Origin of the sequence: Thiothrix nivea DSM 5205 (genome assembly GCF_000260135.1) — a bacterium.
GTDB lineage: Bacteria > Pseudomonadota > Gammaproteobacteria > Thiotrichales > Thiotrichaceae > Thiothrix > Thiothrix nivea.
This window is the reverse complement of sequence record NZ_JH651384.1, coordinates 793,838-807,922: the sequence shown is the minus strand read 5'-3', so window position 1 is coordinate 807,922 and position 14,085 is coordinate 793,838. Positions and strand designations below refer to the sequence as shown.

At 55.5% G+C, this 14,085-nt stretch carries 12 protein-coding genes; 4 read left to right on the top strand and 8 right to left on the bottom strand.

The window, feature by feature from the left end:
• Nucleotides 1–2 precede the first annotated feature (2 nt).
• From THINI_RS04235 to ndk, 4 genes are all read right to left on the bottom strand, one after another.
• Nucleotides 3–1,172 (bottom strand): RodZ domain-containing protein, encoded by a 1,170-nt coding sequence (locus tag THINI_RS04235; RefSeq protein ID WP_002707415.1) that lies wholly within the window; start codon nucleotides 1,170–1,172, stop codon nucleotides 3–5.
• 18 nt (nucleotides 1,173–1,190) lie between these two features.
• On the bottom strand, nucleotides 1,191–1,925 hold the full coding sequence (gene pilW / locus THINI_RS04230; protein WP_002707414.1) for a type IV pilus biogenesis/stability protein PilW: 735 nt from the start codon (nucleotides 1,923–1,925) through the stop codon (nucleotides 1,191–1,193).
• A 5-nt stretch (nucleotides 1,926–1,930) separates the two neighbouring features.
• Nucleotides 1,931–3,037, bottom strand: a complete 1,107-nt coding sequence (gene rlmN, locus THINI_RS04225; protein ID WP_040839083.1) for a dual-specificity RNA methyltransferase RlmN — start codon at nucleotides 3,035–3,037, stop codon at nucleotides 1,931–1,933.
• Between the two features lie 61 nt (nucleotides 3,038–3,098).
• The gene (ndk, locus tag THINI_RS04220) at nucleotides 3,099–3,530 is read right to left on the bottom strand and encodes a nucleoside-diphosphate kinase (RefSeq protein ID WP_002707412.1); all 432 of its coding nucleotides are present in this window, start codon (nucleotides 3,528–3,530) and stop codon (nucleotides 3,099–3,101) included.
• 185 nt (nucleotides 3,531–3,715) lie between these two features.
• Between ndk and THINI_RS04215 the strand changes: the two genes are divergently transcribed.
• From THINI_RS04215 to THINI_RS04205, 3 genes are all read left to right on the top strand, one after another.
• Nucleotides 3,716–5,449 carry a hypothetical protein gene (locus THINI_RS04215; RefSeq protein ID WP_002707411.1) on the top strand — a complete coding sequence of 578 codons (1,734 nt, stop codon included), beginning with the start codon at nucleotides 3,716–3,718 and terminating at the stop codon, nucleotides 5,447–5,449.
• 13 nt (nucleotides 5,450–5,462) lie between these two features.
• Nucleotides 5,463–6,833, top strand: a complete 1,371-nt coding sequence (locus THINI_RS04210) for a leucyl aminopeptidase family protein (protein ID WP_002707410.1) — start codon at nucleotides 5,463–5,465, stop codon at nucleotides 6,831–6,833.
• 89 nt (nucleotides 6,834–6,922) lie between these two features.
• On the top strand, nucleotides 6,923–7,417 hold the full coding sequence (locus THINI_RS04205; protein WP_002707409.1) for a hypothetical protein: 495 nt from the start codon (nucleotides 6,923–6,925) through the stop codon (nucleotides 7,415–7,417).
• Between the two features lie 15 nt (nucleotides 7,418–7,432).
• On the opposite strand, the gene pncC is transcribed toward THINI_RS04205, so the two are convergent.
• From pncC to THINI_RS04185, 4 genes are read right to left on the bottom strand one after another with little or no spacing between them, the layout of a single operon-like run.
• Nucleotides 7,433–7,909 (bottom strand): nicotinamide-nucleotide amidase, encoded by a 477-nt coding sequence (pncC, locus tag THINI_RS04200; RefSeq protein ID WP_002707408.1) that lies wholly within the window; start codon nucleotides 7,907–7,909, stop codon nucleotides 7,433–7,435.
• A gap of 3 nt (nucleotides 7,910–7,912) precedes the next feature.
• On the bottom strand, nucleotides 7,913–8,857 hold the full coding sequence (locus THINI_RS04195) for a S49 family peptidase (RefSeq protein WP_002707407.1): 945 nt from the start codon (nucleotides 8,855–8,857) through the stop codon (nucleotides 7,913–7,915).
• Nucleotides 8,854–9,519: an HAD family hydrolase gene (locus THINI_RS04190; protein ID WP_002707406.1), complete on the bottom strand. Its 666-nt coding sequence runs from the start codon at nucleotides 9,517–9,519 to the stop codon at nucleotides 8,854–8,856. The genes THINI_RS04195 and THINI_RS04190 overlap by 4 nt, the downstream gene beginning before the upstream one ends.
• Nucleotides 9,516–10,448 carry an RluA family pseudouridine synthase gene (locus THINI_RS04185; protein WP_002707405.1) on the bottom strand — a complete coding sequence of 311 codons (933 nt, stop codon included), beginning with the start codon at nucleotides 10,446–10,448 and terminating at the stop codon, nucleotides 9,516–9,518. Before THINI_RS04185 ends, THINI_RS04190 begins: the two co-directional genes overlap by 4 nt.
• Nucleotides 10,449–10,988: 540 nt before the next feature.
• Between THINI_RS04185 and THINI_RS25925 the strand changes: the two genes are divergently transcribed.
• Nucleotides 10,989–14,075 carry an Rne/Rng family ribonuclease gene (locus THINI_RS25925; RefSeq protein WP_002707404.1) on the top strand — a complete coding sequence of 1,029 codons (3,087 nt, stop codon included), beginning with the start codon at nucleotides 10,989–10,991 and terminating at the stop codon, nucleotides 14,073–14,075.
• Nucleotides 14,076–14,085: the final 10 nt, after the last annotated feature.

The following is a 14,085-nucleotide window of genomic DNA, read 5'->3' as shown; positions in this document are numbered from 1 at the left end:
GCTTAATCGAGTTTGAAGCGGGCAACACTGCCCTTGACGTAGGGGGTCTGGTCAAACAGTTGCCCGTTTATGTAAATTTTTACACCAGGTGCGTTGCCGACCTTGAAGCTTAGTGGGGTAGCAGCCTGGAATTCCTTGATGCTACCACCTGTATTGAGCGACTCAAACAGGGTTTTGTTCTCATGACCCTTGATTTGTAGCCAGACATCTTCCGCAAACTCCATTTTGATGTTGAGTGCACCGGTAGGGGTTTGCTGCGCCGTGGTTCCATCAGCAGCGGGTGCGGCTGGGTTGTTTGCACCTGTCTGGTCTGCACTTGCTGCTGGGGTCGGGGATGCTGCGTCTGTCGCAGGGGCATTTTGTGTTGTTGCACCTGGTGTGGCCGCAGCAGTGTTAGTGGCGTCAGCCGTTGCAGACGTGATCGCCGGGCTGTCCAGGCTGGCAGATGTGTCCGCGTCAGCCGTTTGCGTGGGTGTGGGTTCTGTTGCTGGTGTTACCGTGGTGGATGCGGTTGCATCCTGGGCAGCAGGGGTATCCTGGGCGCTGCTTGCTGCGGGCACGGCTGGGGCTGCGGCTTGTTGCTGGGCTGCTGCCTGTTTGGCCTGTTGTTCTTCTTGTGCTTTCTCCCGTTCCTGGGCTGCTTTCTGGGCTACGTAGGCGTCCATGGCGGAAGGGGGGCGCGGCACATCCGGCGGGTTGGTTTGGGCGGAAAACGATGCCCAAGTGTGGCTTGCCCATTCACGCACGCCAGGGATCATGGAAACCAGCCCTAGCAACAATACCAGTGCGCCAAAGCCAATAAATTTGAGGGTCGAGCTGGAAATGGCGGGTTGTGTAACCTTGTTAAGGGGGCGGGCAGGCGCGAAATGGTGGGCAATTTCATCCGGATTGGCACCGCGCAAGGCTTCATAGGTGCGGATCAGTTCACGCGCATCCGTATCAGCCAGTTTGGCGTAACCACGCAGATAGCCACGCACATAGGGGGGTTCCGGCAGGCGGGTAAAATCTTCCCGTTCCAGTGCTTGCAGGATATGGACAGACAAGTGCAATTCTTCTGCTGCCTGATCAATATCAAGACCAGCTTTTTCCCGGCACTCCACGAGTTTCGCGGTCAGGTCTCCCGGTTCGACAGATGCTTTTTTTTCTTCAACTGGGGGGGCTGTATCCGTCACGTGTCCTCCAACTTTTTATCAATTAACCTGGCCAGCTGCAGCGCTTTCCGGGAATTTTGCCCGTAACGCGGTGGCACAGGCTTCTGCTTTGTCCATTTCCTTGAGGCTGGTTTGCACCTGATAACACAACAGCAAACTCTCGGGGCTAGGGGCTGCGCTCTCATTATAGCGGTAAAGAAATGCTTCTGCCTTGGCGTAGTCGCCTTTTTCCTGGTTAAGTTTGGCCATCTGGTAGAGGGCTTCCGAAAAACGGTTGTTTTTGGCCAGTGCTTGCTGAAAATAGTCTTCTGCCCGAGCGGAATCACCCGTCTTACGGGTGCAGATACCGGCATTAGTATAGGCAAACTCCGGTGTTTTATAGAGCGGATCGCGCACAGCTGCGAGAAAAGCGTCTTCGGCGGCGGAATATTTGCCCATGCGGCACAAGTAGGAGCCGTAATTGTTGAGCAGGGCAGAATCCTTGGGGGTGATGCTGATGGCTTTGCGGAAATGCTTGCCTGCCTTCTCATTGTTCTCCAGGCGTTCCTGTAGCAGCGCGTAATAATGGTGGGTGTCAGCTGAACTGGAATCTTTTGCTAGTGCCTTTTCCAGGTTGAGGGCAGCCAGATCGAGCCGGCCTTTCTGCAGGTAGCCGATGCCTAGCTGAGTGTAGTAGTTTGTCGCCTTGTCGGAACTGGAAGAGGGGTTGCTGGAGCAGCCCGCTGTGATGCTGACAAGAAACACCAACAGCAAAGCAAATCTGATTGTTTTCATTATTATTACCCTTGTTCAATGCGGGCGAAGTGGATTTCCCGGCGGCTTTTGTCATTGACCTGCCCGGCCAGTTGGCCGCATGCCGCATCAATATCTTCTCCCCGCGTTTTTCTTGTGATGACAGTGTACCCCGCCGCCGCCAGAATATCACGAAAACGGTGTATCCGGTTGTTACTGGAGCGTTTGTAACGGGTTTCCGGGAACGGGTTGAAAGGGATCAGGTTGATTTTGGATGGGATGCCCTTCAAGAGTTTCACCAACTGGTGGGCATGTTCATCTTTATCATTGATGCCCTCCAGCATGACATATTCCCAGGTAATATGATTGCGCTCGGTGGTTTTCTTGGCAAGAAACTGGCGACAGACCGCCATCAGTTCCTGGATGGGGTATTTGCGGTTCAGTGGCACTAACTGGTTGCGCACTTCATTGTTGGGCGCGTGCAGGGATACGGCCAGTGATACATCCATGGTGTCGGCCAGGCGCGCCAGGGCTGGCAGCACGCCGGAAGTACTGAGGGTGACACGGCGCTTGCTCAACCCGTAAGCGTTGTCATCCATCATCAGCATCAGGGCATTGGCCACGTTGTCGAAATTTAGCAGTGGTTCACCCATGCCCATCATGACCACGTTGCTGATCACGCGCGCCCCCCCGGGGTCGGCTTGTAGGGTGCGTTTGGCTACCCACAACTGGCCGATGATTTCTGCCGTCGTCAGGTTGCGGTTGAAACCTTGCCGGGCGGTTGAACAGAAGGTGCAATCCAGCGCACAGCCAACCTGCGAGGAAACGCACAGGGTCCCACGGTCGTCTTCGGGGATGAATACGGTTTCGATGGCGTTGCCGTCGTCCAATCTCAGCAACCATTTGTGGGTGCCATCGGCGGAGTGCTGATCCATGATAATCTGCGGTGCGCGGATGACGGTATTTTCCGTCAGGAACTGGCGCAGCGGCTTGCTGATATTGGTCATCTGGTCAACACTGCCAACATTCATCTGGTGCAGCCATTTGATGAGTTGGGTGGCGCGGAAAGGTTTTTCACCGATAGAAGTGAAATACGCTTTCATGCCTTCATGGCTGAAATCCAGTAAGTTGACTTTGTTAACAGTGTCGGACAATTTTTTATTCCCCCCTCCCAACCCTCCCCCGTAAGGGGTGAGGGCAAAGAGGCAGATCAGATTAACGGGTGCGTGGGCACAGACCTTCTTCGCCGAAGAAGTAGGCAATTTCGATTTTCGCATTTTCCAGGCTGTCAGAGCCATGAACCGCATTTTCATCAATGGATTCGGCGAAATCAGCGCGGATAGTGCCTGCATCAGCTTGCTTGGGGTTGGTGGCGCCCATCAGTTCACGGTTTTTGGCAACAGCGTTTTCGCCTTCCAGCACCTGTACCATCACCGGGCCAGAGGTCATGAAAGCAACCAGATCAGCGAAGAAAGGGCGTTCCTTATGTACAGCATAGAAGCCTTCTGCCTTTTCCTGGCTCAGGTGCAGCATTTTGGCAGCAACGATTTTCAGGCCAGCGTTTTCAAAACGGCTGTAGATCTGGCCGATAACGTTTTTGGCAACGGCGTCAGGTTTGATGATGGAAATGGTTTGCTCGATAGCCACGGTTGGTACTCCAGTAGAATGTTTAATCTGTAACAAGGGCGCAATTGTAATGGGTGTGCACCATGCAGGCAAACAGATTAGGCGGTTGTGAAAAAAGCATATTCGTCGCAGAAGTGCCAACCTCATGCTAGACTTCCATCCGGAAATATGACTCACAAGAATTTTGCACAAAGGATTTTATGACTATGCTGGCCAAACTAACCCGAATGGCGGTAGTTGGAAGTATTTTGCTGCTGGGTGCTACCGGCTGCGGTTCCACTCCAGGCAAAACCTCATCAGGTTCCGATTCATCCGCCACTGCTTTCAGGGCGTCTTCCAGCGCGGTGATGTCCGCCTCCAAAGGCGCATTTTCCCGGGGAAATTCCGCTTCGCCCATTGGTACCAACACCAATGAAGTGAACGAAAGTGACGCCAGTATGCCGTTCATCGACCTGATGCGTGCCGCCATGCCATTTGCCGAAGCAGCGCCGTGGTTGACCAAGGGCAACGTTAGCTATGATGCTAACGGCTGGCCCGCCAACCTGAACGGTGGGCAAGCGGGAACCCGCTTCCTTTCCAACCTACCTGCTGCGGTCATTCCTGCTGGGACGTATACTGTGTTATATGATGGCGAAGGCGACATCCAGTACCTGAATGATGCCAGCCTGCAAGAGCATGGCAAGGGCTATGACACCATCAAGATCGATGCGGGCGCGGATGGCATGTTGAATGCGTCGCTGCTGATCACCCGTAGTAACCCACAGGATTACGTCCGCAATATCCGTATCCTGCCACCGGGCGGGGTTTGCGCCAGTAACCCATTCCAGCGCGTGGCTTCCGCTTCGGATTGTAGCGGCAATTACCAATCCTTCGTGGAACATGCGGGCAGCATTATTTTCAACCCGGATTTCATGAATTTCATGAAAGATTTCCGTGCCATCCGTTTCATGAACATGAGCGGCGTCACCCGCAGCACCGACCGCAGCTGGTCTGGCCGCAACACGCTGGACAAAGCGACCTGGGGCGGCAAGGAGGGCACGCGCGGCGCGCCACTGGAAATCCAGGTCGAACTGGCCAACCGTATGAATGCCGACCCATGGTTTACTCTCCCGCATGGGGCGGATGACGACTACGTGCGCCAGTATGCCACTTACGTCAAACAACATCTGAACAGCAACCTCAAGCCGCATATCGAATACAGCAACGAAACCTGGAACACCATTTTCACCCAGGGTAACCACATGATCGACATGGGGATGAAGTTGGGGTTGGATTCCAACGCCAAACGCGCGGGCTACCGTTACTACTCACAGCGTGCAGTAGAAATCTTCAATATTTGGGAAAGTGTGTTTGGTGGCTCGCAGCGCCTGGTGCGCATCCTGTCTGGCTGGACTATCAATACCGAGCTGACCGAAACCGTGCTTAGCCACAAGGATGCCTACAAACATGCTGACGCATTCGCCATTGGTCCGTATGTGTTCGGTGGCCATGCCGAAGTGCGCACCATCAAGAATGTGGATGACGCGCTGGGCTTGATCACCAACCCGGTGTACCGCTATTCACATGACAAGGTGATGGGTTATATCCGCACCCAAAAGGCGATTACCGATAAATACGGCGTGCAACTGGTGGCGTATGAAGCCGGTCAGGGTCTGGCGGATTTCCATACCAAAACCGATGATGAGTTCCCCAACCCGCTGCTATATGCCGCCAACCGTGACCCACGGATGCGCGGCATCTACGACCGTTTCCTGAATGGTTGGAAAGCGGAAGGTGGCGCACTGCTGATGCATTACACCGCACCGCGCGTGTTCAGCAAGCACGGGCCTTGGGGCGTGAAAGAATATATCACCCAGCCAGCCAGCCAGGCTCCGAAGTATCAGGCACTGCTGGACTTCATCAGCAGCACGCCGTGCTGGTGGCAAGATTGCCGTCACTAAGGCAGGGGAAAGCATGTTTACACAGGAAAAACCAGCCAATTCCATTGCCTTGCATCCCCTGACGCAGGCAGGGTGGGGGGGCTTCGCGGCCTCCCTGCCGGAAGCCAGCCAGCACTGGGCGAAACTGCACGCTTTCAGCGCCAAACCGGGGCAGGTTTGCCTGCTGCCGGATGTGCAAGGCGGCATCAGCAAGGTGCTGGCAGGCTACGACGAAGCGGATAGCCTGCGCTGGGCGATTGCGGGTCTGCCGGGTAAGTTGCCGGGCGGGCACTACCATCTGGAATGTGACTGGCCGGAATCCGACCGTTTGCTTGCCAGCCTAGGCTGGGGATTGGGCTACTACCGGTTTGAAAACTTCACCAAGCCAGACAACAAACCCAGGCCAGTCCTGTACATGCCGGAACAGCAGGACAGGGCGAGAGCTTTCATCCAGGCGGTTGCATTGGTGAGGGATCTGATCAATCAGCCCGCCAACCACATGATGCCGGAACACTTGTCGGCAGCAACGGGGCAACTGGCGAAAGCTTTCGGGGCTGATTTCAGCGAAGTGGTTGGGGAAGATCTGTTACGGGAAAACTATCCCGCCATCCATGCGGTAGGGCGTGCCAGCAGCCATGCCCCGCGCCTGCTGAAATTGCGCTGGGGGAACCCTGACCACCCCGCGGTGACGCTGGTAGGTAAGGGCATCTGCTTCGATACCGGAGGGCTGGACATCAAGCCTTCCCAATACATGCGCCTGATGAAAAAAGACATGGGTGGGGCGGCGCATGTGCTGGGGCTGGCACGGCTGATCATGCAATTGCAACTGCCGGTGCATTTACGGGTGCTGATCCCGGCGGCGGATAATGCTATCGGTGGGGATGCCTTTCGCCCTGGCGACATCCTCGCCACCCGCGCGGGCAAGCAAGTGGAAGTGGATAACACCGATGCCGAAGGTCGGCTGGTGCTGTGTGATGCCCTAACCGATGCCGTGGCGCAGAAACCGCAACTGCTGCTGGATTTCGCCACCCTGACTGGCGCGGCGCGGGTAGCATTGGGTACGGAAATCCCGGTCTTTTTCAGCAATAATCGTGAATTGACGGCCAAGCTTCAGGCGGCGTCGGCAGCGTCTGGTGAACTGATCTGGAACCTGCCGCTGCACCAGCCGTATTTCGAGCAGCTGAAAAGCAACCATGCGGATTTCACCAATAGCGGCGGCAGCTACGGTGGCGCTATCACAGCGGCGCTGTTCCTGAACGAGTTTATACCCAAAGAGGTTGATTGGGCGCATTTCGACATCATGGCGTGGAATAGCCGCGAACGGGCAGGGCGACCGGTTGGTGGTGAGGCTATGGGTTTGTTTGCTGTCTATGCGTATCTTGAGTCGGTTTATCCCGCAGCATAAAAATTTTGATCAATTAGATTCAGGTGGCATTCATATTCTTTATTCTGGACTATACTCCTTGGCATTGAGTGTTGGATAAGGTTGGATACATGCCTCGACGTTTTTTGTCTCGTCATGTCAGCGCCCGCAGTGTTGCCCTGGGTGTTGCGTTGGCAGGCTTGATGCTTGCCTTTTTGGCGGCTTCCTTGCTGGTGTTTCCCTACAAGGCAGTGGCCAACCCTGAGGTGCAGGGTGAGTTGCTGTACGACTTGCTGGGGCATCTGGAATACGATGCCGCCAGTGGGCGCTTTGGCCAGATTGCTGACGCCCCTGCCATGCAAGAGAAACTGGATGCCCTGATAGTGGGTAATCAGCTGGATGTTCCGCCCGCTACTGCGTATATCATGAACCTGGGTGATAACGCAGTGGTGTGGGGAACAAGCCCTGATCCCGCGCAACTCAGCATTCCGGATATTGCGCCTGGCTATACGATGCAATTTGTGACAACGCAGGAACAGCAAATCGCCGTGCAGAATTTCTGGCTCAGGGGTGGTGGGGGTGAGCGCATTGAGTTCAGGATGGTGGTGGCGTTACCCGTCCGTTAGATCCATGCTTGGGCGTCACCGGGTCATCTGGAGCAGGATGCGCAAGGCGTGCTCCACTGACTGCTGGCGCACAGCTTCCCGATCTCCGTCAAAGTGGCAGGTTTCAGTGCGTGTCGTGCCGTTTTCCATAGCCCAGCCGAAACAGACTGTGCCGACCGGCTTTGTTGGGGTTCCTCCACCGGGGCCGGCAATGCCGCTGACCGATACGGCGACTTGTGCACGGGAATGCGACAGTGCGCCAGCCGCCATTTCTGCTGTTACCGCTTCGCTGACTGCTCCATTGTTCGCCAATGTCACGGCTTGTACGTCCAGCATGTCCTGCTTGGCTGCATTGCTGTAAGTGACGAAGCCGCGTTCAAACCAGGCGGAACTGCCCGCCATGTCGGTGCAGACCTTGGCAATCCAGCCGCCAGTGCAGGATTCTGCGGTTGCCAACATCCAGCCTTTGGTTTGCAGGGCGTCAGCCAGTTGTGTGATCAGTTCATCCCACATGGCTTAGCGCAGGACAGCCCGCGGGGTCGAGCCGTTGCCCAGCATCATGTGCAGGGAGGTTTCTACCCGTTCGCTCAGGCGCTCCAGCAAGTCTTTTTCGGACGTAAAGTTGACCATTTCTTCTGCCTTGATCAGGTCACGTGCAACATAGGCATCACTGCCCAAGCCATCGATCAGGCCCAGGTTGACCGCATCCTCGCCCGTCCAGAACAGGCCGGAAAAGATGTCAGGGTTATCCTTCAGGCGTTCGCCGCGGCCTTCCTTCACTACCTGGATGAACTGCTGATGGGTGGTGTCCAGCATTTTCTGTACATGCGCTACCTGGGTTGTATTTTCAGGCAGGAAGGGGTCGAGCATTCCCTTGTTCGCGCCAGCGGTATACAGACGGCGTTCTACCCCCAGCTTTTCCATCAGCCCCACTGCACCGAAGTTGTCCATGCGCACGCCGATGGAGCCGACGATGCTGGCCTTGTCTGCGTAAATCTTGTCTGCCGCAGCTACAATGTAGTAACCGCCGGATGCGCACAAGTCAGAAATGACGGCATAGACCGGAATATCCTTGTGTTCGGCTTTCAAACGCTTGATTTCATCGTTGATGATGCCGGATTGAACTGGGCTGCCACCGGGGCTATTGCAACGCAACATCACGCCTTTGGTTTTTTTGTTCTCGAAGGCGTCTTGCAGTGCCGGGATGACCATTTCAGCACTGGCCACCGCACCGTCCATGATTACGCCGTTGATGTCGACCACGGCGGTAATTTCGTCTGCATCCGCCAGTTTGCTGGATGACGCGCCAGTGCCAAGCAGGGCGAACAACAAAATCAGCAGGTAGGCGACAAAAAACAGCTTGAAAAAAATTCCCCATCGCCGCGCCCGCCGTTGTTCCTTGATGCCTTCCAGTGCGACTTCCCTGAGTACCTGGATCGCTTGGGTTTCTTCTTGACTCATTTTTTATCCTTTTGTGTTGTCAACCAATCGGGAATGTGGGTAACGTCGTCGACATGGCCGCGCGGCTGATGTTGCAACAGGCGATCCAGCGCGTGCACGCCGTAACTGACAGCCAGCGAATCCATACCGATATTCCGTGCCATCAGCAGGTCGTATTCACTGTCACCAACCATGAGGGCATCATGCGCTGCGGCGTCATAGTCTGTCAAAATCTCTTCCAGCATCCGGGGATGCGGTTTGGAGTGGGTTTCATCGGCGCAGCGGGTAATGGGGAATAGCGCTCCCAGCCCGGTTTCGTCCAGCACCTTGTCCAGCCCGCGACGGGATTTGCCGGTCGCTATTGCCAGATAGTAACCTTCCGCATTCAAGGCATGAAGCGTTTCCCGTGCACCGGCAAACAGTTCGCTGCCACCCTTGCTGCGTACCAGAAACTCCTGCCGGTATTCGTCGGCAATGGCGCGGATCAGGCTGCGGGGCTTGTCCGGATACAGATGCTGGATGGCTTCTTCTAGCCCCAAACCAATGATGTGGCGGATTTCTGCATCCGTGCGCGGTTCCGTCCCCACGATGGCGATGGCGTTACGCATACACTGGGTGATGTGTGCCTCTGAATCCATCAGCGTGCCATCCCAGTCAAAAATCAGTATGGAATAAGGTTTCATCGCAGGTTAGCCACCACGGTTTGCAAATCATCGGGTAACGGCGCTTCCACCACATAACGCCGCCCAGTCAGATGTAGCACCAGATTGACGCTGGCGGAATGCAGAAACAGACGTTTCAACCCCTTTTCACGGAACTGCCGGTTGAGGGCAAAATCGCCGTAGCGGTCATCACCCAGGATCGGATGCCCCAGGTGCTGCAACTGAACGCGGATCTGGTGCATCCGCCCGGTCAGGATTTGCGCCTCGACCAAAGCCGCGCCGCGCAGGTTTTTGACCGGGGAAAAAATGGTTTCGGACTCTTTACCTTCGTCTGTGACCTGCACTTTCTGGCGCTTACCTTCTTCCTTCCCCAAGTTCACGGTGACGTGCTGACGGCCATGTGTCCACTTGCCTGCCACCAGAGCCAGATAGCGCTTGTCGATTCGGCCATAGCGGAACAAATCGTGCAGTTCAGTTAGCGCCTGGCGCGATTTTGCCAGAATCACCACGCCACTGGTGTCACGGTCAATCCGATGGGCAAGCTCTACAAACGGCAGATTGGGGCGTAACTGGCGGAAAGCCTCAATCAAACCCAACTTGTGTCCACTACCGCCATGTACTGGCAAGCCGGAGGGTTTGTTGATGAAAATCAGTTGCTCATCTTCACGCAACACGGCTTTCTCCAGCATATCCAGCAAGCCTTGTGATGCCTCAACCGGTTTGTCTGTAGGAATTACATCCGCTTCCGATTTGATGGGCGGAATACGGATACTTTCACCCAACTCCAGTTTCTTCTCCGGTTTAACCCGTTTTTTATCAACCCGTACTTCGCCTTTACGCAAAATCCGGTAAATGGCGCTTTTGGGAAGCTGCTTGAGGTGGCGGATCAGGAAGTTGTCGATGCGCTGCCCGGCTTCATTTTCGGTGACTGTGTAGTATTCGACTGCCATAAGTGAAAAAACATACCAACTAATTGTAAATGCAAATTGAATCTGATTAACCGAATTGATATATTCGCAGCAGGCAGATTTCGGGTGAAAACCTGACACAGTGGGTTCGATCAAATCCGAACGCGATGATATGACCCAATGCCTGAGCGATTCAATCACAAATTCTTCCGCGAAGCATATCCAGACGGGAATTTGTGCCGGGGTAACCAGGATAAGCGTAACAATCCCTGCCCCCTACCAATGCCTGTCATGCGAAATAAACAGTAGGCAGACAGGTATGACATTAACAGCAGGACTTGTTGCTGATGTCTGTTGCAAGAATGCGCCAGCGGTTTACAACATTCATGTGCCGCCCTTATAGGGAAATAAGGCTTTTTTCCATGACCCTTGCTAACCGAACGATTCTTTACGAAGGTGGAGATAACCAGGCCAGTCGTTAGTACGATTAGCTTAACTATTTGATATTATTCGAACCAAGATAGTCTCCCCACCTGCAAACAAACAGGTAACAGGTGCTGCATAACAAGGTTTATGTAGTACATGAAACGTATTCTGATCAATGCGACGCAACCGGAAGAGATTCGCGTCGCCATGGTCGACGGGCAGCGCCTGTACGACCTCGACATTGAACACCCCTTCCGCGCGCAAAAAAAAGCCAATATCTACAAGGGTGTTGTAACCCGTGTTGAGCCAAGCCTCGAAGCCGTCTTCGTCAACTATGGCGCGCAGCGGCATGGTTTCCTGTCTTTCCGCGAAATTGCGCCGGAATTTTATCGCGCTGACGCCAAGGTCACAGGCCGCCCAAGCGTCAAGGACGTGATCCGCGAAGGCATGGAAGTGCTGGTGCAGGTTGACAAGGAAGAGCGCGGCAACAAGGGCGCAGCCCTGACCACCTACCTGAGCTTGGCTGGCCGCTATCTGGTGCTGATGCCGAATAACCCGAAAGCGGGTGGTGTCTCCCGTCGTATTGAGGGCGAGGATCGCCAGCAAATCAAACAAACCCTGAACGAGCTGGAAATTCCGGACAGCATGGGCGTCATCGTGCGCACCGCCGGTATCGAGCGGGATGCTGAAGAGCTTTCCTGGGATCTGGATTACCTCAAGACCTTGTGGACAGCCATCCAGCAAGCCTACCAGCAGCACAAAGGCCCGACCCTGCTGTATCAGGAAAGCAACGTCATTATCCGCGCCCTGCGTGACTATTTCCGCCGCGATATTGGCGAAATCGTCATCGACAACGACAAGGTATTCAAGCAGGCGCGTGACTTCATGCAGGCGGTGATGCCACACAATCTGCGCAAACTGAAGCATTACACCGACGGCACACCGCTATTCAGCCGTTTCCAGGTCGAAAACCAGATTGAAACAGCGTTCCAGCGCACTGTCAGCCTCCCTTCCGGTGGTGCTATCGTCATCGACCATACCGAAGCGCTGGTTTCCATCGACATCAACTCCGCCCGCGCCACCAAGGGGCATGACATTGAGGAAACCGCTCTCAACACCAATCTGGAAGCTGCCGACGAAATTGCCCGCCAGTTGCGTCTGCGCGATCTGGGGGGGCTGGTCGTCATCGACTTTATCGACATGCTTCCCAGTAAACACCAACGCGAAGTCGAAAAGCGCCTGCGCGACGCCATGAAACTCGACCGCGCGCGCGTACAGGTCGGGCGCATTTCCCGCTTCGGCCTGCTGGAAATGTCCCGCCAACGCCTGCGCCCGTCACTGGGTGAATCCAGCCAGATCATCTGCCCACGCTGCACCGGTCACGGCCATATCCGCAGTACCGACTCCCTGGCGCTTTCCATCCTGCGTTTGGTGGAAGAAGAGGCCATGAAAGAAATGACTGGCAAGGTCATCGCCCAGTTGCCAGTTGCCGTCGCCACCTTCCTGCTGAATGAAAAACGCCAGGCGATCAACGACATCCAGCAACGCCGCAATGTTGACCTGACCATCATTCCCAACCCTTACCTGGAGACACCACACTACGACATCAGCCGTATCCGCAGTGATAATCTGGAGGACGTGGAAGGCCACAGCTACCACTTCATTCCAGCGCCACCAACCCAGGAAGACAGCATCCCGCAGGAAGCGCTGCCGACCCAAATGCCAGTAGAAGCTGCTGTCACCAATGTGATGCCCAGCTCTCCTGCGCCACAGTCACTGCGCAGCAACGGGGAAGCCGTCGAACCAGCGGCAGTGGCTGTATCTGTTGCCCCTGTCAAAGGGCCGGGTTTGGTGCGTCGTATTTTCAACAGCCTGTTTGGCAGCAACCCCAGCGTGGATAAAGCGGCGGAGGAGGCAGCCAGTAAGTCGGAAGCAGCTAGTCAGCCAGCCCGCAAAAAAACGGAGCAGCCCTCACCGCGTGACAAGCGTAACGAGCGGCGCGACCGTTCCAGAGGCAACGACAAATCTGATGCCGCCGCAACTGCTGAACAGACACCTGCGGGTGATGAACAGCGTTCCCGCAATGGCCGGGAAAACCGACATGAGCGCAACAACGACCGGAATAATGACCGCCGCAACCGTAACCGCAACCGTAATGAACGCGAAGACAATGGCTCCCCTAACGAACAGGGTCGCCGTCAAAAGCAGGTACGCCCCCCAGCGGTTGAACCAGACGTTGCCAATGCGGGTGAGCAAGATTCAAACACTCCGCTCGAAATCACGCTGGCTGCTCCCCGTGACAACAGGGAATCAGGCAACCGGGGTAATAGCCAGCAGCAAAACCGCCGTGACCGTTCCCGCCGTGACCCGCGCGGCAATCGCCAGCAGGCAGAGGAAAACTCTCCAGACGTAGAAACAGCAGAAACAGAAGCAGCTGAAGTACCCAGGGAAAATCAGCGCCGCTCTCCTCGCCATCAAGCAGCTGAGCTTACGGCACAGCCAGATGCTAATGAAGAGGCTTCCGAAACCCTGCGTACAGAAAGTGCCCCTGAATCCGTAGAAAATCGGCACGATACTGGCGACAACCAGCCAGAAATAACCAGCATTGATGCTGATGCAGAAACGGATGAAGCTGGAGATGATGCTGATGTCGGCGAAGCCTCGGAGCAGCCTTCGCGGGTTCCCCGCGAGCGCCGTGGCCGCACCCGCCGCCCGCGTGGCGGGCAAAACCGTCAACGTCCACCCCGTCAGGCAGCCACGGAAACGGGTCAGCCGCCGCAGCCAGAAAACCTTGAGCCACTCATTCTTGATTTGTCGACGGGAAAAACAGCCACTGTTCCCAAAGCTGAAACCAAGCCACCTGAAGCGGTGCAACCAACAGAAGCCCCCGCTTCTGGAGAAACAAAACCGGAAACTAAAGCACCAGCTGAGCTAAAACCAGCTCCAGTCAAGGCTGAAAAGCCGGTTGAACCAGAGCCCATGCCGGTCAAGGCCGAAAAGCCAGCTGAACCAGAACCTGAGCTGGCTAAAGCTGAAGAACAGCTGCCTGAACCAAAACCCGCCCAAACGGACAGCCCGGCAAAACCGGAGCCTGTACAAGCGGAGAAAGTGGCAGAGGCAGAGCCTGTTTCCAAACTCGCGCCAGCCGAAGCCAAACAACCGGAACCGGCGCTTGCGGCGGAAGAAACGGCATCTGCCCCTGTTAAAAAGCGTCCTTCCTGGATGCATGTTGACCCCGAATAAGGGTCGTGCT